The 20,875-nt window shown below is 61.9% G+C and carries 18 protein-coding genes and 1 pseudogene; 1 reads left to right on the plus strand and 18 read right to left on the minus strand.

Features of this window, described 5'->3' with window-relative positions; all coding sequences use genetic code 11:
* Positions 1-46: 46 nt before the first annotated feature.
* The 16 genes and pseudogenes from dtd to hutC all read right to left on the minus strand — a co-directional run bounded on the left by dtd (position 47) and on the right by hutC (position 18,351).
* Positions 47-484 carry a D-aminoacyl-tRNA deacylase gene (gene dtd / locus LRS56_24620; GenBank protein WDU61930.1) on the minus strand — a complete coding sequence of 146 codons (438 nt, stop codon included), beginning with the start codon at positions 482-484 and terminating at the stop codon, positions 47-49.
* Entirely contained in the window at positions 481-1,452 is a 972-nt protein-coding gene (pip, locus tag LRS56_24625; protein ID WDU61931.1) for a prolyl aminopeptidase, read from the minus strand. The genes dtd and pip overlap by 4 nt, the downstream gene beginning before the upstream one ends.
* Before the next feature lie 103 nt (positions 1,453-1,555).
* The gene (locus tag LRS56_24630) at positions 1,556-2,485 is read right to left on the minus strand and encodes an alpha/beta hydrolase (GenBank protein WDU61932.1); all 930 of its coding nucleotides are present in this window, start codon (positions 2,483-2,485) and stop codon (positions 1,556-1,558) included.
* 139 nt (positions 2,486-2,624) lie between these two features.
* Complete coding sequence (locus LRS56_24635; protein ID WDU61933.1) at positions 2,625-3,572, minus strand: choline ABC transporter substrate-binding protein; 948 nt, start codon at positions 3,570-3,572, stop codon at positions 2,625-2,627.
* 242 nt (positions 3,573-3,814) lie between these two features.
* Entirely contained in the window at positions 3,815-4,615 is an 801-nt protein-coding gene (hutG, locus tag LRS56_24640; GenBank protein WDU61934.1) for an N-formylglutamate deformylase, read from the minus strand.
* 12 nt (positions 4,616-4,627) lie between these two features.
* Entirely contained in the window at positions 4,628-5,833 is a 1,206-nt protein-coding gene (hutI, locus tag LRS56_24645; GenBank protein ID WDU61935.1) for an imidazolonepropionase, read from the minus strand.
* Positions 5,834-5,848: 15 nt separating this feature from the next.
* Positions 5,849-7,258 carry an amino acid permease gene (locus LRS56_24650; protein ID WDU61936.1) on the minus strand — a complete coding sequence of 470 codons (1,410 nt, stop codon included), beginning with the start codon at positions 7,256-7,258 and terminating at the stop codon, positions 5,849-5,851.
* Between the two features lie 160 nt (positions 7,259-7,418).
* A complete protein-coding gene (gene hutH, locus LRS56_24655; GenBank protein ID WDU61937.1) occupies positions 7,419-8,957 on the minus strand; it encodes a histidine ammonia-lyase in 1,539 nt (512 codons plus the stop codon).
* Between the two features lie 33 nt (positions 8,958-8,990).
* Positions 8,991-10,514 (minus strand): histidine ammonia-lyase, encoded by a 1,524-nt coding sequence (locus LRS56_24660; GenBank protein WDU61938.1) that lies wholly within the window; start codon positions 10,512-10,514, stop codon positions 8,991-8,993.
* 137 nt (positions 10,515-10,651) lie between these two features.
* Positions 10,652-11,476 carry a glycine betaine/L-proline ABC transporter ATP-binding protein gene (locus tag LRS56_24665; protein WDU61939.1) on the minus strand — a complete coding sequence of 275 codons (825 nt, stop codon included), beginning with the start codon at positions 11,474-11,476 and terminating at the stop codon, positions 10,652-10,654.
* Positions 11,473-12,324, minus strand: coding sequence for a proline/glycine betaine ABC transporter permease (locus LRS56_24670; GenBank protein ID WDU61940.1), 852 nt, complete (start codon positions 12,322-12,324; stop codon positions 11,473-11,475). Before LRS56_24670 ends, LRS56_24665 begins: the two co-directional genes overlap by 4 nt.
* A gap of 71 nt (positions 12,325-12,395) precedes the next feature.
* Positions 12,396-13,361, minus strand: a pseudogene (locus tag LRS56_24675) (ABC transporter substrate-binding protein).
* Positions 13,362-13,430: 69 nt separating this feature from the next.
* Complete coding sequence (locus tag LRS56_24680; protein WDU61941.1) at positions 13,431-14,876, minus strand: cytosine permease; 1,446 nt, start codon at positions 14,874-14,876, stop codon at positions 13,431-13,433.
* A gap of 150 nt (positions 14,877-15,026) precedes the next feature.
* Positions 15,027-16,712, minus strand: a complete 1,686-nt coding sequence (gene hutU / locus LRS56_24685) for a urocanate hydratase (GenBank protein ID WDU61942.1) — start codon at positions 16,710-16,712, stop codon at positions 15,027-15,029.
* A gap of 371 nt (positions 16,713-17,083) precedes the next feature.
* The gene (locus tag LRS56_24690; protein WDU61943.1) at positions 17,084-17,644 is read right to left on the minus strand and encodes a HutD family protein; all 561 of its coding nucleotides are present in this window, start codon (positions 17,642-17,644) and stop codon (positions 17,084-17,086) included.
* Positions 17,641-18,351 carry a histidine utilization repressor gene (gene hutC / locus LRS56_24695; protein ID WDU65810.1) on the minus strand — a complete coding sequence of 237 codons (711 nt, stop codon included), beginning with the start codon at positions 18,349-18,351 and terminating at the stop codon, positions 17,641-17,643. Before hutC ends, LRS56_24690 begins: the two co-directional genes overlap by 4 nt.
* A 147-nt stretch (positions 18,352-18,498) precedes the next feature.
* Here hutC and LRS56_24700 point away from each other — a divergent pair, with 147 nt between their 5' ends.
* Positions 18,499-19,863, plus strand: coding sequence for a formimidoylglutamate deiminase (locus tag LRS56_24700; GenBank protein WDU61944.1), 1,365 nt, complete (start codon positions 18,499-18,501; stop codon positions 19,861-19,863).
* Between the two features lie 131 nt (positions 19,864-19,994).
* On the opposite strand, the gene LRS56_24705 is transcribed toward LRS56_24700, so the two are convergent.
* Together LRS56_24705 and LRS56_24710 are read right to left on the minus strand one after the other, a co-directional pair.
* Positions 19,995-20,564, minus strand: a complete 570-nt coding sequence (locus LRS56_24705) for a lipocalin family protein (protein ID WDU61945.1) — start codon at positions 20,562-20,564, stop codon at positions 19,995-19,997.
* A gap of 30 nt (positions 20,565-20,594) precedes the next feature.
* On the minus strand, positions 20,595-20,849 hold the full coding sequence (locus LRS56_24710) for a hypothetical protein (GenBank protein ID WDU61946.1): 255 nt from the start codon (positions 20,847-20,849) through the stop codon (positions 20,595-20,597).
* Positions 20,850-20,875 lie beyond the last annotated feature (26 nt).

Raw genomic sequence — 20,875 nt, forward strand, 5'->3', positions numbered from 1 at the left:
TAGCGAAACCCTGCGTTTTTAGGCATTAAAGTCGTTTTTAATACATTCATGTCTGTAAGAGGAAGGTCACAGGGCCATCATTGACCAGATGCACCTGCATATCGGCGCCAAAACGCCCCGACGCCACCTTGCCATGCAATTGTTGCGCTTGTAACAGCAAGTGATCAAATAGCGCCGCTCCCAGCGCCGGAGGGGCCGCCGAGGTGAAGCTTGGCCGCAACCCGCTTTTGGTGTCCGCCGCCAGAGTGAATTGCGACACCAGCAGCAAACCACCGCCGACATCCTTCAACGACAGGTTCATCTTGCCCTCGTCGTCACTGAACACCCGGTAGTTAAGCAGTTTGTGCAGAAGTTTGTCGGCACTCTGGGGCGTATCCGACGGTTCGACGGCCACCAGCACCAGCAAACCCTGGTCGATGGCCCCCACGATTTCGCCCGCGACCTCGACCCGGGCGCCACGCACCCGTTGCAACAGACCCTTCATGCTTCTTCTGGCGGCAGGTCAAGCAGGCGCCGTGCCATCTCACCGGTGGCGCGCACCAGCGCGTCGGTAATCCCGGGCTCGGACGCCGCATGGCCCGCCTCGCGAATCACCTGCAACTCACTGTTGGGCCATGCCTGATGCAGCTCCCAGGCGTTGTCCAGCGGGCAGATCATATCGTAGCGGCCATGGATGATGACGCCAGGCAGATGGGCGATCTTGTGCATGTCGCGGATCAGCTGGTTAGGCTCCAGGAAGGAGTTGTTGGTGAAGTAGTGGCATTCGATACGCGCAATCGACAGTGCCCGTTGCGGCTCGGAAAACCGCTCCACATGCTGCGGGCTCGGGCACAGGCCCAGCATGCGGCCTTCCCAGCCGGACCAGGCTTTGGCCGCGTGCATCTGGGCGATCTGGTCGTTGCCGGTGAGGCGCTTGTGGTAGGCGGCGACCAGGTCGTGGCGCTCATCCGCCGGGATCGGGGCCAGGTAGTCCTGCCAGTAATCCGGGAACATGCGGCTCGCACCTTCCTGGTAGAACCAGTGAATATCCTGCGAACGGGCGAGGAAAATGCCGCGCAGGATCAGCCCATGCACGCGCTCGGGGTGGCTTTGCGCGTAGGCCAGGGACAGGGTGGAGCCCCAGGAGCCGCCGAACAACACCCATTTTTCAATGCCCAGGTGTTCGCGGATGCGCTCAAGGTCGGCGACCAGGTCCCAGGTGGTGTTGTTTTCAAGGCTGGCACGCGGGGTGGAACGGCCGCAACCACGCTGGTCGAAGGTGACGATGCGGTACAGGTTCGGATCAAAGTAGCAGCGGCTCTGGGCATCGCAACCGGAGCCGGGGCCACCATGGATGAATACGACAGGCAAGCCTTCGGGGGAGCCGCTTTCATCGACGTACAGGGTGTGGGTGTCATCGACGGCCAGATCGTGCCGGGCGTAGGGTTTGATCTGCGGGTACCAAGTCTGCATTGCGCGCTCCGTAGGGGGTCGGGTTCATCCCTGGGGGGACGTCTTTTATTTTGCCGTCTGGCACTATAAACCCGAATTGTGCAATGAGCATGTCCTTGAGCACTTAGACCTGTGTCAGCCGTTCGCTCCTTAGGTAGCCCAGCAGATAGCTGTACAGCTGATCCACCTCCGGCGCCTGGCCGCGCGCGCGTAAACAGCCGTGGACCAGGCCTTTGCCGGGATACAGCACGGTCGGCACCCCGGCCGCTTGCAGGCGTTCGGCGTAGAGCATGCCGTCATCGCGCAGCGGGTCGAACTGGGCCACGGCAATCAGGGCCTTGGGCAAACCGCTGAAATCCTCGGCCAGCAGCGGCAGGGCGTAGGCTGATGGCTCGCGTGTGCCACGCAGGTACAGCGCCAGGTAGCAGTCGGTGTCGGCCGTGCTGAGCAGGGGCGCATCCCTGCAATCGCGGCGCGACGGTAAGTCGGCCGGGCCGCCCAGGCCGGGGTAGATCAACACTTGGGCCTGGGGCAGCGGTTGCCCCTCATCGCGCAGCCCCAGGCACAAAGCCGCCGCGAGATTGCCGCCCGCACTGTCGCCGATCACCACCCGGCGTTGCAGGTTGATGGGGTGCGGCCCCTTCCCCGCCTGGATCGCCTGCCACACGGCGCGGCAATCCTGGTATGCCGCCGGGAACGGGTGTTCCGGTGCCAGGCGGTAGTCAATGGCGATCACCAGCAGTTGCAGCGCGCTTGCCAGTTCGAAGCAGATGAAGTCGTGGGAGTCCAGCCCACCGACCACCCAGCCGCCGCCGTGCATATAAAGGAGGCAGGGCCAGCCGTCGGGTGGAGTGGGCCAGGTCGGCAGATAACTGCGCACGCGAACGCCGCCCAGGATGAGGTCCTCGACCAGCAAGTCCTCTGGTGGCGGTGGGGTGAATGCCTGGCACATTCGGTCGTAGTTCTGGCGTAGCCCCGCCAGCGACGAATCATCGCTGGTGAAGGATTCGGTCTTGGCGACAAAGGCTGCGAGCTGCAAAGAGAGCGGATACATGTGCAAATATCCCTGACAATGAAGATCCCAATGTGGGAGCTGGCTTGCCTGCGATAGCGGTCAGTCAGACAACTTATCTGGCGACTGACACACCGTATTCGCGGGCAAGCCCGCTCCCACATTTGGTCGGTGTAAGTGCTCAGGGTTTCAGGCTTGCCTGTACCGCCGCCAAGCCATCACCCCCCTCAAACGCCTTCACCCCGGCCAGCCAGCGCTGCAAGTCCTCGGGATGATCACGCAGCCACTGCCTGGCCACGTCCTGGGGCGACTGGCGCTCCATGATCGGCACCATCAACTGGCTTTCCTGGGCGGCGGTAAACGTCAGGTTGGCAAGCAGGCGATTGGCGTTGGGGCAGCGCTCGGCAAAATCCGGCGCGGTGACGGTGGAAACAGTCGCCCGGCCTTCATCGGGGCCGAATACGTCTTCGCTGCCGGTGAGGTAGGCCATTTTCATATTGATATTCATCGGGTGCGGGGTCCAACCCACGAACACCACGAACTCCTTGCGGTTCACGGCACGCTGCACCGCCGCCAGCATGCCCGCCTCACCGGAGGCCACCAGCTTGAAGCCGCCCAGGCCGAAATGGTGGGTGTCGATCATTTTCTGGATATCGGTATTCGCGCCGCTGCCGGGCTCGATGCCATAGATCTTGCCGCCGAGCTTGTCCTTGAAACGGGCGATGTCGGCAAAGGTTTTCAACCCGGCATCGGCCACGTACTGCGGCACGGCCAGGGTGGCCTGGGCGTCGGCGAGGCTGGGGGTGTCGAAGACTTTGACCTGCTTGGCGGCCAGGAACGGCGCGATGTTGTTGTCCATCGCCGGTTTCCAGTAGCCGAGGAAGATATCCAGGCGCTTGTCGCGGATGCCGGCAAAGATGATCTGTTGCACCGCGCTGGTCTGTTTGCTGTCGTAGCCCAGGCCGTTGAGCAGCACATCGGCCATGCCGGACGTGGCGATCACATCGGTCCAGCTGACCACGCCCATGCGCACGGTTTTGCAGGAGGCCGGCTCGGCGGCCATGGCGTGCGCACTGAGCAGTGCAGCGCCGGTGAGGGTCAACAGGTAACGGTTGAACAGTCTTTTCATGAAAGAGGTCTCACTCGGCAGCTTTATTGTGGGGAGTGGCGTCTGACGCGCCGTACCCACAACCTTACCCAGCGGGATCTCGGTTAACACGAACTGTGGCGACCGGCAGTTGCACTGGGGCGACCGAGAGGCCGCCTTCGCGAGCAAGCCCGCTCCCACACTTGACCGAGTTCAATCATGAGAATGCGGTCAAAATGTGGGAGCGGGCTTGCTCGCGAAAGCTATTGCAGCAACACCGAAAATTACCGGTAGCGCTGCTGCCCCCAGGCCAGCAACCCTTCCAGCAATTGCTTTAATACCACCCGCGTCGGTTCAGCCAGGTCCGGCCGATAACGAAACGGCTCAAACTCTTCCATATACGCGCTCTGGCACAACTCCAGCTGCACCGCGTGAATATCCTGCCCCGGGTCGCCATAGTGCCGGGTGATATGCCCGCCCTTGAAGCGCCCGTTCAGCACGTGGGTGTACTGCGGATGGGCGGCGCAGATCGCTTCAAGCTGGCCGGCCAGCTCAGGATCACAGGACGCGCCATTGAAGGTGCCGAGGTTGAAGTCCGGCAGCTTGCCGTCGAACAGGTGCGGGATCACCGAGCGAATCGAGTGCGCATCGAACAGCAGCGCATAGCCGAACTCGGCCTTGAGCCGCGCCAGCTCTTCTTGCAGGGTGCGGTGATACGGGCCCCAGACCTTTTGCAGGTAGCTGGCACGTTCCGTCTCGCTCGGCTCCAGCCCCTCGCGGAACAACGGCACGCCGTCAAACAGCGTGGCCGGGTACAGCCCGGTGGTCGCGCCGGCGTACAGCGGCTTGTCGTCGGACGGCCGGTTGAGGTCGATGACAAACCGCGAATACTCGGCCGCCAGGGTGCTGGCGCCCAGCGCTTCGGCAAAGTCATACAGCGCAGGTATGTGCCAGTCGGTGTCCGGCAGGCTTTGCGCCTCGGGGATCAACCCGGCTTCGACCGCAGGCGTGAGGCGCAGGCCGGCATGAGGCATGCTGATCAGCAGCGGCACGCGACCTTGTTTGAAGTTCAGAACCTTATCCACAAAAAATGCTCCTCAAACAGTGACGTCGACGCCATGGCGCACGACGCGTTTATCCAGCTCGCCGCCCAGCCAATAAGCCAGGTCAGCGGGGCGATCAATCTGCCAGGCGACAAAATCCGCAACCTTGCCGACTTCCAGCGAACCATGGGTGTTGCCCATGCCCAGCGCGGTGGCCGCATGTTGCGTGGCGCCGGCCAGGGCTTCTTCCGGGGTCATGCGGAACAGGGTGCAGGCCATGTTCAGCATCAGGCGCACCGACAACGCCGGCGAGGTGCCTGGGTTGAGGTCGCTGGCGATGGCGATCTTCACACCGTGCTTGCGCAGGGCGTCCATCGGCGGCAACTGGGTCTCACGCAGGAAGTAGAACGCGCCCGGCAACAGTACGGCGACAGTGCCCGAGGCGGCCATGGCGATGGCGTCTGCTTCGGTCATGAATTCCAGATGGTCCGCCGAGAGTGCGTGATAGCGTGCCGCCAGGCTGGAGCCATGCAAGGAGGAAAGCTGCTCGGCGTGCAGCTTCACCGGCAGGCCCAGTTGCTGGGCGACCTTGAACACGCGCTCCACCTGTTCCGGGGAAAACGCCAGGTATTCGCAGAAGGCGTCCACCGCATCCACCAGCCCTTCCGCCGCCAGGGCCGGGAGCATCTCGTTGCAGATGTGATCGATATAGTCGTCGGCGCGGTCCTTGTACTCCGGCGGCAACGCGTGGGCCGCCAGGCACGTGGCGCGCACGCTGACCGGCAGCGCGTCGCCGAGGCGACGAATCACCCGCAGCAATTTGCGCTCGCTGGCCAGGTCCAGGCCGTAGCCGGACTTGATCTCTACCGTGGTCACACCGTCACGCAGCAAACTGCGCAGGCGCTTGTGAGCGCTGGCGAACAATTCATCCTCAGTGGCGGCGCGGGTGGCGCGCACGGTGCTGGCAATACCGCCGCCCTTGGCCGCGATTTCGGCGTAGCTAACGCCCTCAAGGCGCTGCTCGAACTCGCCGCTGCGATTGCCGCCGAACACCGTGTGGGTATGGCAGTCGATCAGCCCGGGGGTCACCCACGCGCCTTGCAGGTCATGCACCTGGGCGTAATCCGCCGGCGGCACTTGGCTGCGCGGGCCGACCCACTCAATGAGCGAGCCTGCAGTGACCAGGGCGGCATCCTCGATGATCGAGTATTTGCCCTGGGCCATGGTTGCGACGTGGCAGTGTTGCCAAAGCGTTTTCATCAACGCCTCCCTAAATTAACGATGAGACAAAGCCGGGTCGTAGTCGACCTTGGCCGCTTGCCCCGCTGCGGGCTTGACCCACAGCAGGTAAGCCACCACCAGCAACACGATCCACACGGCGCCGACCAGCAAGGCCGCCTGGGTGTCCGGGAAGTAACCCAGCACGCCAAATACAAACAGCATGAACGCAATGGCCGCCGCTGGCGCATAGGGCCAGAACGGCACCGGGAATTTCAGTTCGGCCACCTGTGCCTTGCTCATCGAGCGGCGCATGGCGACCTGGGTAAACAGGATCATCAGCCACACCCACACGGTGGCGAAGGTGGCAATCGAGGCGATCAGCAGGAACACGTTTTCCGGGATCAGGTAGTTGAGCACCACGCCGCCCAACAGCGCTGCGCCCATCACCACCACAGTCATCCACGGCACGCCGTGCCTGGACAACTGCGCAAAGCCCTTGGGCGCCTGCCCTTGCTGAGCTAGGCCGTACATCATGCGGCCGGCGCCGAAGATGTCGCTGTTGATCGCCGAGACGGCTGCCGAGATCACCACGATGTTGAGGATGGTCGCTGCCGAGTCAATGCCCAGGTTGCTGAAGATCTGCACGAACGGGCTGCCCTGGCTGCCGATCTGCGGCCACGGGTAAATGGCCATCAAGACAAACAGGGTCAGCACGTAGAACAACAGGATGCGCAGCGGCACCGCATTGATCGCTTTGGGAATCACGCGCTGCGGGTCTTTGGCTTCACCGGCGGTGATGCCGATGATTTCGATGCCGCCGAAGGCGAACATCACCACTGCAAACGAGGCGATCAGGCCGCCGATGCCATTGGGCATGAAGCCGCCGTGGGCCCACAGGTTGCTCAGGCCGCTGGCTTGAGTGTCGCCGGCCGAATGAATGCCGAACAGCATGATGCCGAAGCCGCCGAGGATCATCGCCACGATGGCGCCGACCTTGAGCAGCGACAGCCAGAATTCCATCTCGCCAAACACTTTGACGTTGCACAGGTTCAGGCCGCCGATCAAAAACACGATACCGAGCACCCACACCCACCGCGCCACGTCGGGAAACCAGAAACCCATGTAGATGCCGAAGGCGGTGACGTCGGCGAGGCAGACGATGATCATTTCAAAGGCGTAGGTCCAGCCGAGGATAAACCCGGCCATGGGGCCCAGGTAGGTGCTGGCGTATTGGCCGAAGGAGCCGGCCACAGGGTTGTGCACGGCCATTTCGCCGAGGGCGCGCATCACCATGAATACGGCGGCGCCGCCGATCAGGTAAGCCAGCAGCACGGCAGGCCCGGCCATCTGGATAGCCGAGGCGGAGCCATAGAACAGCCCGGTGCCGATCGCGGAACCGAGTGCCATGAAGCGAATATGTCGGGCGCTGAGCCCGCGTTTCAAACCTTTTTCTTGCTGGTGCATTTCTCGTCCTTAATTATTTTTATCCTGAGAAAATCCAAATCTGGCGAAAATCAATGTGGGAGCTGGCTTGCCTGCGATGACGGACGTCCAGACAGCTCATCTGGAGCTGACACACCGCTATCGCAGGCAAGCCAGCTCCCACAATGGTTCGGAGTCGCTCTTACAGGCTCGGCAGCAACTTGGCCGGCACCAGCTCGTTCAGGCAGCGGCTGGCGAGCAGCTCTGTGGCGGCGATGATGTCCGGGGCGAAGAAGCGGTCCTTGTCATAGAAGCCCACTTTGGCGCGCAGGATGCCACGGGCGGTTTCCAGCTTTGGCGAGGTTTTCAAACCTTCGCGCAGGTCCAGGCCCTGGCACGCTGCCAGCCATTCCACGGCGAGGATGCCACGGGTGTTCTCAGCCATTTCCCACAGGCGCTTGCCGGCAGCCGGGGCCATGGACACGTGGTCTTCCTGGTTGGCCGAGGTCGGCAAACTGTCGACGCTGTGCGGATGAGCCAGCGCCTTGTTCTCGCTGGCGAGTGCCGCAGCCGTCACCTGGGCGATCATGAAGCCGGAGTTGACCCCACTATTGCCCACCAGGAACGGCGGCAGTTGCGACATGTGCTTGTCCATCATCAGCGAGATACGACGCTCGCTCAGAGAGCCGATCTCAGCGATGGCCAACGCCATGTTGTCGGCGGCCATGGCCACTGGTTCGGCGTGGAAGTTACCGCCGGAAATCACATCACCCTCAGCGGCAAACACCAGCGGGTTATCCGACACGGCGTTGGCTTCCACCACCAGCACTTCGGCGGCCTGGCGGAACTGGGTCAGGCAGGCGCCCATGACTTGCGGCTGGCAACGCAGGGAGTACGGGTCTTGCACCTTGTCGCAGTTCTGGTGCGACTGCGAGACCTGGCTGCTGTCGCCCAGCAGGTCGCGATAAGCTGCAGCCGAATCGATCTGCCCACGTTGGCCACGAGCGGCGTGAATCCGCGCATCGAACGGCGAGCGCGAGCCCAGCACGGCTTCTACAGTGAGGCCGCCACAGGCCAGGGCGCCGGCGAACAGGTCTTCGCCTTCGAACAAGCCACGCAGCGCATAGGCGGTGGACACCTGAGTACCGTTGAGCAGCGCCAGGCCTTCTTTGGCGGCGAGGGTCAGCGGCGTCAGGCCGGCGACTTTCAGCGCTTCAGTCGCTTCCAGCCATTCACCTTTGTAGCGCGCCTTGCCTTCGCCCAGCAGCACCAGGGACATGTGCGCCAATGGCGCCAAGTCGCCGGAGGCACCGACCGAACCTTTGAGCGGAATGTGCGGGTACACCTCGGCGTTGATCAGCGCGATCAGCGCGTCGATCACCTGGCGACGGATCCCGGAGAACCCACGGCTCAGGCTGTTGACCTTGAGCACCATGACCAGCCGCACCAGCGCGTCGCTGATCGGCTCACCGACGCCGGCGGCGTGGGACAGCACCAGGGAACGCTGGAGGTTTTCCAGGTCTTCGCTGGCGATGCGGGTCGAGGCCAGCAGGCCGAAACCGGTGTTGATGCCATAGGCGGTGCGATTCTCGGCGAGAATCTGCTCCACGCAGGCCACACTGGCTTCGATCTGGGCCGAGGCGCTTTCATCCAGACTGAGGGTTACCGGCTGCTGGTAGATGGCCCGCAGTTGGGCAAGGCTCAGTTGGCCTGGAATCAGATTTAGCGCAGTCACATTCATGCTCCTTTGAATTATTCTTTTGAATATAAGTGGTCAGTGCAAATGGGGTAATACGCGGTGCAGCAAAGTCGTATCTTTGAGCAGCGCGGCGGTCGTTGCGATATCCGGCGCCAGCCAGCGGTCCTGCTCGTACGGGGAGATCTGTTCACGCAACAGCCGCCAGGCGCTGCCGGTGCCCGCGCCGAAACGCTGGTCCTTGAGAAACTCGAACGCCTGGGCCGCCAGCAGGTACTCGATGGCGAGAATCTGCGTGACGTTGGCCAACAGCTGATGCAGCTTGAGCGCGGCATTGGTGCCCATGCTCAAGTGGTCTTCCTGCAGGCCCGAGGTGACGAAATTGTCGAGCACCGCCGGTTGCGCCAACTGGCGGTTTTGCCCGCACAGCGAGGCGGCGACGTACTGCACGATCATCATCCCGGAGTTGACCCCGGGGTTGCTCACCAAAAATGCCGGCAAGCCGCTGACATGCGGGTTGATCAGGCGGTCCAGGCGGCGTTCGGCCACCGAGCCGATTTCGGCCATGGCGATGGCCAGCATGTCGGCGGCCAGGGCCACAGACTGCCCATGCGGGTTGGCCTGGGACACCACGCGGTAGTTGTCCGGGGTGCCGAGGACCAGCGGGTTGTCGGTGGCGCTGTTGAGTTCGGTCTCGACCTGGAGAGTGGCGTGTTCCACCTGGTCACGCGCCGCACCATGGATCTGCGGGATCGAACGGATGCTCAAGGCGTCCTGGGTGCGAATGCCTTTGCTGCTGGCGATCACCTCACTGCCATCGAGCAGCGCACGCAGGTTGATGCCGACGTGCTGCATGCCCGGGTGGCGCTTGAGGGCGATGATTTCTTCATCGAAGGCGTCGATCTGCCCACGCTGGGCCTCAAAACTCATGGCGCCGATCACGTCGGCCCATTGCAGCAGGTGGTGAGCATCGGCCAGGGCCAGGCAGCTCAGGCCGGTCATGCACGGCGTGCCATTGACCAGGCACAGGCCGTCCTTGGCGCCGAGCACCACCGGCTGCAAACCTTCGGCAGCCAAGGCCTGCTGCGCCGAAACGATCTGGCCGCGATAGCTCACATTGCCAACACCCAACAACGCAACGCCGACATGCGCCATATGGGTCAAATAGCCCACCGAGCCCTGGGACGGCACTTGCGGCGTGATGCCGTGGTTGAGCAGCGCCAGCAGCGAGTGCACCACCTGCGGATGCAGGCCGGACTTGCCGTGGCTGTAATTGATGACCGCCGCGCAGATGATCGCGCGGGTCTGTTCGTCGCTCAGCACCGGGCCGACGCCGCACGCGTGGCTCAGCAGGGTGTTGCGCGACAGTTGGCTGAGTTGCTCACCCGCCAGCGACACATTGCACAGCGCGCCCAGGCCGGTATTCACGCCATAAGCGCGTTCACCGCTGGTGACAATGCGCTGCACGATGGCCTGGGCATTGTCGATGCGCGCCCAGGCCTGGCCCGAGAGTTCGAGTAGCGCACCATGGCGGGCGACGGCGACTACGTCCTGCCAGCGCGATGGCGTATCGGCGATGGTGATTTTTGTTGCCTGGGACATCTTCATACCTTCTTTAATTCTTGTGCAGCTTTGCCGGCCTCTTCGCGAGCAAGCCCGCTCCCACAGGGGGAATGCGTTCCAAATGTGGGAGCGGGCTTGCTCGCGAAGAGGCCAGACGGCTCACCACACAACCCGGCTCAGACCACCGCCGCCCGCCGCTGGACAAACCGATCCACATACTCATCCGCCGGCGAATGCAGGATCTCTCGCGGGGTGCCAACCTGGATCAGCTTGCCGTCCTTGAGGATCGCGATGCGGTTGCCGATGCGCACGGCCTCGTCGAGGTCGTGGGTAATAAATACGATGGTTTTGTGCAGGGTCTTTTGCAGCTCCAGCAACTGGTCCTGCATCTCGGCGCGGATCAGCGGGTCGAGGGCGCTGAAGGCTTCGTCCATCAGGATGATGTCGGTGTCGGCCGCCAAGGCGCGGGCCAGGCCGACGCGCTGGCGCATGCCGCCGGAGAGCTGGTGCGGGTATTTGTTTTCGTAGCCCTTGAGGCCCACGGTTTCGATCCAGTGCAGGGCGCGTTCGGCGCACACTTGCTTGGTTTCGCCACGCACCTTGAGGCCGTAGGCGACGTTGTCGAGCACGCTCTTGTGGGGCAGCAGGCCGAAGCTCTGGAACACCATGCTGATCTTGTGCCGACGGAATTGGCGCAGGGCTTCCATGTCCAGTTGCAGGATATCTTCACCGTCCACCAGGATCGCGCCGCTGGTAGGGTCGATCAGGCGGTTGAAGTGGCGCACCAACGTGGATTTGCCGGAACCCGACAGGCCCATGATCACAAAGATCTCGCCGGTGCCGATGCTCAGCGACAGGTCATTTACGCCGACCACGCAACCGGTCTCGGCCAGCACCTGATCCTTGGTCTTGCCCTGGCCGACCATGGCCAGTGCATCCTTGGAACGGGCGCCGAAGATTTTAAAGACGTTTTTAACTTCGATTTTGCTGACGGTAGTCATTTGCTCGCCTCATGCCGTGGACGACCATAGGCCTGGGTAATGCGGTCGATGACCACTGCGAGAATCACGATCGCCAGCCCGGCTTCAAGGCCACGGCCGACGTTGAGGGTCTGGATGCCAACGAGCACGTCTTCACCCAAGCCACGGGCGCCGATCATCGAGGCGATCACGACCATCGACAGCGCCATCATGGTGGTCTGGTTGATACCGGCCATGATGCTCGGCAACGCCAACGGCAGTTGCACGCCGAACAGTTGCTGCCAGCGGTTGGCACCGAAGGCATTGATGGCTTCCATGACTTCGCCGTCGACCTGGCGAATGCCCAGATCGGTCAGGCGAATCAGCGGCGGGGCGGCGTAGATCACCGTGGCGAAAATCGCCGGGACCTTGCCCAGGCCGAACAGCATCAGCACCGGGATCAGGTACACGAAGCTGGGCATGGTTTGCATGATGTCGAGCAACGGCATCAGCACCGAACGCAGGCGATTGCTACGCGCCGACAGGATGCCCAGCGGAATGCCGATCAGCACCGAGATCACCGTGGCGACCATCATCAGCGCCAGGGTCTGCATCAGCTTGTCCCACAGGCCGACCGCCCCCACCAGGAACAGCAAGCCGACGATCACCGCCGTGGTCAGCACCTTGCGGGTCGCATGCCAGGCGACGCCGCCGACGATGGCCAGCATCAGCCACCAGGGCGCCGCACGCAGCAAGCCCTCCAGGTTGACGATGGCCCATAGCAGGGTGTCGGAGATGTGCCGGAACACATCGCCGTAGTTGGTGACCAGCGAATCCACCCAACCATTGACCCAGTCGGCGATGGAAAACGTAAAACTCTCAGGAAACATATCGTGCTCTCGATCCAGTGGGTTGTGGCCGGGCGTCCGGTTGCCTGTTGGGGCAACCGGAAACGCTCAACCTACAAGGCCGCGTCGATTTTCTTGGCTGCGTCGTCGCTCACCCATGCGTGCCAGACTTCAGGATGTTCCTTGAGGAATATTTTCGCCAGTTTTGGCGACTCAATTCGCTCTTTGGCCATGCGGCCGAGGTTCTGGTTGAGCAGGTCAATCGGCAGGTTGACCTTTTCCAGCACGGCAACCAGTTCGGGCGCTTGCTCGTGGAAGGTCTTGGACAGGCCGACCTTGATGCTCACGCTTTTATCCACGCCGGGCTTTTCTTCCAGCTTCACCAGGTCGACTTGGCCCATCAGCGGCGTCGGCGACCAGTAGTAGAACAGGATCGGCTCGCCACGCTTGTAGCTCGACAGTACCGCCGCATCCAGCGCCGGGCCGGTGCCAGGGCGGAAGTTGGTGTAGGTGCTTTCCAGGTCGTAGCTTTTGAGCATCTCACTGTTATCCAGCTCGCAGGTCCAGCCAGCCGGGCAGTTGTAGAAACGGCCTTTGGACGGCTCTTCCTAGTCCTTGAAGACCGAGGCGTACTTGGCCAGGTCAGCGATGTTTTTCAGGCCCGGCGCCTTGGGCTCCAGCTTGCGCTTGGCGTCGCCTTCGATCACGTAGCGCGGCACGTACCAGCCTTCGATAGCACCCACGACCGGCGCGCCGACGCCGACGACTTTTCCGGCCTTCTCGGCTTTGTTCCAGACTTCGCTGCGGCCGACCCACTCTTCGGCAAACACTTGAATGTCATTGCTGCTCAGGGCGTTTTCCATGGTGATGGAGTTGCCCGGCAGGCTGTCGGTTTTACAGTCGTAGCCTTTTTCCAGCACGGTTTGCAGGATGTCGGTGAGCAACATGCCGCTTTCCCAGTTCAGGCCGGCGAACTTCACCGGTTTGCCGGATTCGCACCAGCCGGCCGCTTGCGCGCCAGCGGAGGCCAGTAAACCTGTGCAGAGCAACGTGGCCAGCAGGGTCTTATGCATTTTCATTGTTGTGACGCTCCCAATCTTGAAATGGATTACGGCAGTCAGTAGGCGTCCTGCCCTGTCCACGTCCCATCAGGCTTGTGCAGCCAGCCCGTTTGCTCTTGGTATAGCGCCCTGCTCTACCGGCAGGATCAGTTGATCAGGTACCGCGCCGTGCCATTTTTTTGCACATACGTAATACAGCGCTGCCGGTAGCACCAGGCCGATGATCCAGGAAATATCCACATCACCCAGCGCGGCCACCAGCGGGCCTGTATAGAACTTGGTGGAGATGAACGGCAATTGCACCAGCACACCGAACACATAGACGCTGATACCAAGCAGGTTCCAACGACCGTAGCGACCGCTCGGATCAGCCAGCGCCGGCACGTCATAACGCTCGCGGGTGATGCAGTAGTAATCCACCAGGTTGATCGCGCTCCAGGGCGTAAAGAACGCCAGCAGGAACAGGATGAAAGACTTGAACGCACCGAGGAACGAGTGCTGACCGAGCAACGCGATCAGGGTTGCCGTACCGACAATCACCAGCACAAACACCAGACGCTGCAAGCGCGTGACCTCCAGGCGACCACGGAAGCCGCTGATGATGGTCGCGATGCACATAAAGCTGCCGTAGGAGTTCAGCGTGGAGATGGTGACCTTGCCGAACGCAATGCTGAAATACAGCAGTGCAGCGGTGGCACCAGTGCCGCTCAAACCCACGATGTAGGCCACTTCGTGACCGGCGAATTGCCCGTTGGACATGGCCGCGGCAAACACCCCGAGGACCATCGCCACCTGCGCGCCAATCACCGAACCCGCACCGGCGGCGAAAAAGGTTTTCACCGACGACGTAGCGCTTGGCAGGTAACGCGAGTAGTCCGCCACATAAGGGCCGAAGGCGATCTGCCAGGAGGCCGCGAGCGACACCGCCAGCAGAAAACTGCTCCAGCTGAAGTGGCGGATTTGCAGCAGCGCACCGACGTCGGTCTGGCTGATCAGGCGACTGAACAGGTAGACAAAAGCAACCACCCCAATGACGCTGGCGACACGGCCGATGAAGTGGATCACCCGGTAACCCAGCACCGTCACCAGCACGATGACACTGGCAAAGATCAGGATGCCGACGCTGTCGCTGACACCAAACAACTGGCCTAGCGCCTGCCCGGAAAGCACGGTGCCGGTGGCGGTGAACCCGAGGTACATCAAACACACCAGCACAATCGGAATCGCCGCGCCGTAAACGCCAAACTGCACGCGGCTGGAGATCATCTGCGGCAGGCCCAGCTTGGGCCCCTGCGCCGCGTGCAGCGCCATGACGCCGCCGCCGATCAGTTGGCCGACCAACAGGCCGATCAACGACCAGAACACATCACCGCCCAGCACCACGGCCAAAGCCCCAGTGACAATCGCGGTGATTTGCAGGTTGGCACCCATCCACAGGGTGAACTGGCTAAACAGACGACCGTGTCTTTCCGCTTCCGGGATGTAGTCGATCGAACGCCTTTCGATCAACGGGGTGGTGTCATTTGCAGCCATGTGTGTTCAACCTCTGATGGATTGTTTTGTGCGCAGCTTTGCTCTTCTGTGGGAGCTGGCTTGCCTGCGATGCGAGCGACTCGGCCCCGCAGTAGAACCGAGGTGACGACATCGCAGGCAAGCCAGCTCCCACACAAACCTGACCAGCCCTTACTTGATCATCGGCAGGTTCAAACCCTGCTCTTTGGCGCAATCAATTGCGATCTGGTAACCGGCATCCGCATGGCGCATCACCCCGGTGGCCGGGTCGTTGTGCAGTACACGGGCAATCCGCTCGGCTGCTTCGTCAGTGCCGTCGCAGACGATCACCATGCCGGAGTGCTGCGAGAAGCCCATGCCCACGCCGCCGCCGTGGTGCAGCGAAACCCAGGTCGCGCCGCTGGCGGTGTTGAGCAAGGCGTTGAGCAGTGGCCAGTCGGACACGGCGTCGGAGCCGTCCTGCATGGCTTCGGTTTCGCGGTTGGGGCTGGCGACCGAGCCGGAGTCGAGGTGGTCACGGCCGATCACGACTGGCGCCGACAGCTCGCCGCTGCGCACCATTTCGTTGAACGCCAGGCCGAGCTTGGCGCGCTGGCCCAGGCCGACCCAGCAGATACGCGCCGGCAGGCCCTGGAAGCTGATGCGCTCGCGGGCCATGTCCAGCCAGTTGTGCAGGTGGGCGTCGTCCGGGATCAGCTCTTTGACTTTGGCGTCGGTCTTGTAGATGTCTTGCGGGTCACCCGACAGCGCAGCCCAGCGGAACGGGCCGATGCCACGGCAGAACAGTGGGCGGATATAGGCCGGTACGAAGCCTGGGAAGTCGAATGCGTTTTCCACGCCTTCTTCTTGCGCCATCTGGCGGATGTTGTTGCCGTAATCGAAGGTCGGAATGCCTTGTTTCTGGAACTCGAGCATGGCTTTGACGTGTACGGCCATCGACTGCTTGGCGGCCTTGATCACGGCAGCCGGTTCGGTCTTGGCGCGGGCGCGGTATTCGTCCCAGGTCCAGCCGGCCGGCAGGTAGCCGTTGAGGGGGTCATGGGCGCTGGTCTGGTCAGTGACCATGTCCGGGCGCACGCCGCGCTTGACCAGCTCCGGCAGGATTTCCGCAGCGTTGCCCAGCAAGGCGATGGAGATGGCCTTGCCTTCCTGGGTGTATTTGGCGATGCGCGCCAGGGCGTCGTCGAGGTCGCTGGCTTGCTCGTCGACATAACGGCTGTTCAGGCGGAAGTCGATGCTGACCTGCTGGCACTCGATGTTCAGCGAGCACGCGCCGGCCAGGGTTGCAGCCAGCGGCTGGGCACCGCCCATGCCGCCGAGACCGGCGGTGAGGACCCAGCGGCCTTTGAGGTTTGAATCGTAGTGCTGGCGCCCGGCTTCGACGAAGGTTTCGTAGGTGCCCTGCACGATGCCCTGGCTGCCGATGTAGATCCAGCTGCCGGCGGTCATCTGGCCGTACATGGCCAGGCCCTTGGCATCCAGTTCGTTGAAGTGCTCCCAGCTGGCCCAGTGCGGCACCAGGTTGGAGTTGGCGATCAGCACACGCGGGGCGTTGCTGTGGGTCTTGAACACGCCGACCGGTTTGCCGGATTGCACCAGCAGGGTTTCGTCGTCATTCAGGTTAGTGAGGCTCTCGACGATCTGGTCGTAGCACTCCCAGTTGCGCGCCGCACGGCCGATACCGCCGTACACCACCAGTTCTTTGGGGTTCTCGGCCACTTGCGGGTCGAGGTTGTTCATCAACATGCGCAGCGGCGCTTCAGTCAGCCAGCTTTTGGCGGTGAGCGTGTTACCACGAGCGGCACGGATTTCAACGTCACGGTATTTAGTAGGCTTGGCTTTCGAAAAATCGGTCACAACCAGAACTCCTCAGCGATCGATGCGCGAACATTGATGGTGCGAAGGAGAGTCTTACGCACACATCTTTACTTGTACATACAAGCATATGCAATCAAGCGGCCAACTTTCTGCGAGGGGTGTCGAGATATTTTTGGAATGCGTGCGCGAGCCTTGAAAAATAAGGGCTCGGGGCTTGATGAAATTTCTCAGGAGGGGGTTTTACAGCGAGGGAGGCTTGTCACGACGGCGTGGTTTTGCGCCACGCTGGGGCATTCGGTAACAAATTGGTGCGCGGGTTACGACACACAAATAACTGTGGGAGCTGGCTTGCCTGCGATGGCGGCGTGTCAGTCACATCGCTATCGCAGGCAAGCCAGCTCCCACAGGTTTTAAGCGCGTGCGGTCAGTTCGATAATGCAGCAGCGGCCGCTGACCGAGATATCCAGCAAGCCAGTGTTACCGTCCACTTGCAGGCAGTCGTGATGGCCCAGCACCTGGTCCAGCACTGTTACCTCATCGGCCACGCTGAACACCAGCACCGTCTGCGCGGTACTGAAAAAGCGCTGCACGCCATCCACCCACTGCAAGCGCGCATGGTAACGCTGGGGCGAATAGATCAGGTTGAAATCGCGGATCGGCCCGGTGATCAAACGGCACGACACCTGGCTGTCGCCCTTGAACGCGAAAGGCTGCAGCGGTAACAACCCGCGCTGCTCTTCGCCATCCACGGTCAGCACCATGCCCGCGCCCTTGATGACCGTGATCACGCGCTGATAACCGGCGAAGGTCGAAAACCCGCCCGATTCACCGATATCGGCAATCGACAGGCGCCAGCCAAAGCCATCCAGGCCGGTGCCTGCATCACGGGTGATTTCTTCGGTACTGCCGCCGCCGTTTTTCCACGGCATACGGATGTAATCGGCGGCGCGCCAGACTTTCACTGCACTCATTTACTGAAACGTCCTTCCAGGCTATGACGGGAACCGGGGTGGATCAAACGTGCGGCAGTCACCGGCTGGCGACCGGACCAGGTACGCCGGCGAATCAACAGGCACGGCTCGCTCGGCTCGATCTGCAACAACTTGCACTCGGCGGCATCGGCGAGAATCGCCTCTACCACGTGCTCGCCTTCGGTCAGCGGTGCGACCTGGTTCAAGTAGGCGTACGGCGTTTGCTGGGTAAAGTCCTGCTGCAGGTATTCCGGCGCGACCAGGGCGTTGACGAACCGGTCTTCGATTTGCACGGGGATATCGTTTTCGAAGTGCACGATCAGCGAATGGAACACCCGCCCGCCTTCGCGCATTTCCAGGGCGACGGCACGCTCGGAACCGGCAGCCTCTTCGCCCAGGTGAATCACCTGGCAGGTATGCCGATGACCGCGCGAGGCGATCTCATCGGCAATATTGTGTACTTCAAACAGCGCCGACTGGCTCTTGGGCTCGGCGACAAACGTGCCGACGCCTTGCATGCGCACCAGCAGACCTTCGGCAGTCAGCTCGCGCAGGGCGCGGTTGATGGTCATGCGGCTGAAGCCCAGTTGGCTGACCAGCTCGCTCTCGGACGGTACGCGGTAATGCGGCGGCCAGTTGCCGTTGAGGATCTGCTGGCTGATCATCTGTTTGACGCGGGCATACAAGGGCGCCGGACTTTCGTCCATGTGGGCAGCCAGCGAAGACTTGGCAGGCGGAGTCGGCACAGGGAATCCTTGCAGGGGGAAAAGATGCATAGATTGCCGGAGTTTACCGAGCAGGCAAACGTCTGTATATGTATATACAAATAAACACACGACCGGGGTGCCATGATCATGTCCGCTTTCTTCGCCGAACGCGCACTGCTGCCTAATGGATGGGCCAACGATGTACGCTTTGAAGTCAGCGCCGATGGCCTGCTGACCCACGTTGAGCCGAATGCCGTCGCAGACGCTGCCGAACGGCTGAGAGGCCCGGTTTTGGCGGGCATGCCGAACCTGCATTCCCACGCGTTCCAGCGTGCAATGGCGGGTTTGGCGGAAGTGGCCGGCAACCCGAATGACAGTTTCTGGACTTGGCGCGACCTGATGTACCGCATGGTCGGCAAGATCAACCCGGAGCAACTGCAGGTCATCGCACGCCAGCTGTATATCGAGATGCTCAAGGCCGGTTACACCTCGGTGGCCGAATTTCACTACGTGCACCACGACGTCAGCGGCCAGCCGTATGCGGACCGTACGGAGCTGTCGCGGCAGATCAGCCAGGCCGCCGCCAGCAGCGGGATCGGCCTGACGTTGGTGCCGGTGCTCTATACCCACTCAGGCTTTGGTGGACAAGCGCCCAACGACGGGCAGCGACGGTTTATCAACAGCACTGAAAACTATCTGGACCTGCAAGCGCGCCTCAACCCCATCCTGGCCGCGCAACCCGCGCAGCAACTGGGCCTGTGCTTTCACTCGTTGCGCGCCGTCACACCGCAACAGATCAGCGAAGTGCTGGCCGCCAGTGACCAGACCTGCCCGGTGCATATCCACATCGCCGAACAGCAAAAAGAGGTCGACGATTGCCTGGCCTGGAGCGGCAAACGCCCGCTGCAATGGCTGTATGACAATGTTGAAGTCGATGCGCGCTGGTGCCTGGTGCACGCCACTCACGCGGACGCTGACGAGGTGACGCGCATGGCCAGGAGCCGAGCGATTGCAGGCTTGTGCCTGACTACTGAGGCCAACCTGGGTGACGGGATTTTCCCGGCGGTGGATTTCCTCGCCCAGGGTGGGCGCATGGGCATCGGCTCCGACAGCCATGTCTCACTGAGCGTGGTGGAAGAGCTGCGCTGGCTTGAATACGGCCAGCGCCTGCGCGACCAACGGCGTAATCGCCTGTATCGCACTGATCAGCCGATGGTCGGGCGCACGCTGTTTGATGCAGCATTGGACGGCGGCGCCCAGGCTTTGGGCCAGCCCATTGGTCGACTGGAAGTGGGCAAGCGGGCGGATTGGATAGTGCTGGACGGTAACGACCCGTACCTGGCGACGGCGACCGAAGACGGCATTCTCAACCGCTGGCTGTTCGCCGGTGGAGATCGGCAAGTGCGCGATGTGCTGGTGAACGGGAAGTGGGTGGTGCGCGATGGGCATCATGCCGGCGAGGAAGACAGCAGCCAGGCATTCACACAGGTTTTGAGGGATCTACTCGGCTAACCCGCAACCCATAACCACTGTGGGAGCGGGCTTGCTCGCGAATGTGGTGTATCAGTCAATACATCTGTCGACTGTCACTCTGCATTCGCGAGCAAGCCCGCTCCCACATTTGGATTGGCGCCGATCCAGAATTATTGCGAGGTCTTCGCCATCTGCTTGTCCGACGTACGCCAGATCAACCGCGTGGTGTCATACCCCTGCTGCCGCGCCCTGCTCAGCAGGTCTTCGCGGGTGTCGGCGCTGACCGTCGGCGTACGCGACAAAATCCACATATAGCGTCGGCTTGGGCTGCCGACCAGGGCGGTCTTGTAATCGTCGCTGACGTACAGCACCCAGTAATCGCCCTTGGCGACGCCCGGCAACAGCGCGGTAAACCAGTTATTGAATTCCACCCAGAGCTTGTCGGTCTTGCCGGGCACTTGCGGCGTGGCCGTGCCCTTGGCTTCTTCCCACTTCCACTCAGTCGTCAGGCAACGGTTGAACACCGACATATCGCCATCAGGCAACAGGGTATAACGGGCTTCGGACTGCGCGCAGTTGCGCTGGAAGTACATCGGCAAGCGGGCCAACTCATACCAGGTGCCCTGGTAACGCTTGAGGTTGACGTTGCTCGCCGTCTTGGGTTGCAGATCATCGCCAGAATGACTGGCGCAGCCCGCCAAAAACAGGCTGGCACAAAGGCACAAAACAAAACGCATCATTCTTCTTCTCCCGCAGGCTCTCGCCCCGGTTTACTTCAGGCCTTGCCCGGAAAACATCAGAACTTTGTCACCGGCATATTGAACGCTGATAAAGCTGTTTTTATCGCCCCAGGTGCAGCTGGACATACCCAGTGCGCCGGAACAATCGGTTGGCGTACCCAGCAGCGACTCCACCTCGGCCTTGGCCATGCCGGCCGACAACTTTGCATAGTTTTCTTGATTGACCTTGCTGCAAGCGGCCAACAGCACGCAAAAAGCCAGCAGGGCGAGACGGCGTAACGACATGGAAAAACTCCTGGAAGGGCCAAGCA

It is taken from the genome of Pseudomonas poae, assembly GCA_028869255.1.
Lineage (GTDB): Bacteria > Pseudomonadota > Gammaproteobacteria > Pseudomonadales > Pseudomonadaceae > Aquipseudomonas > Aquipseudomonas poae_C.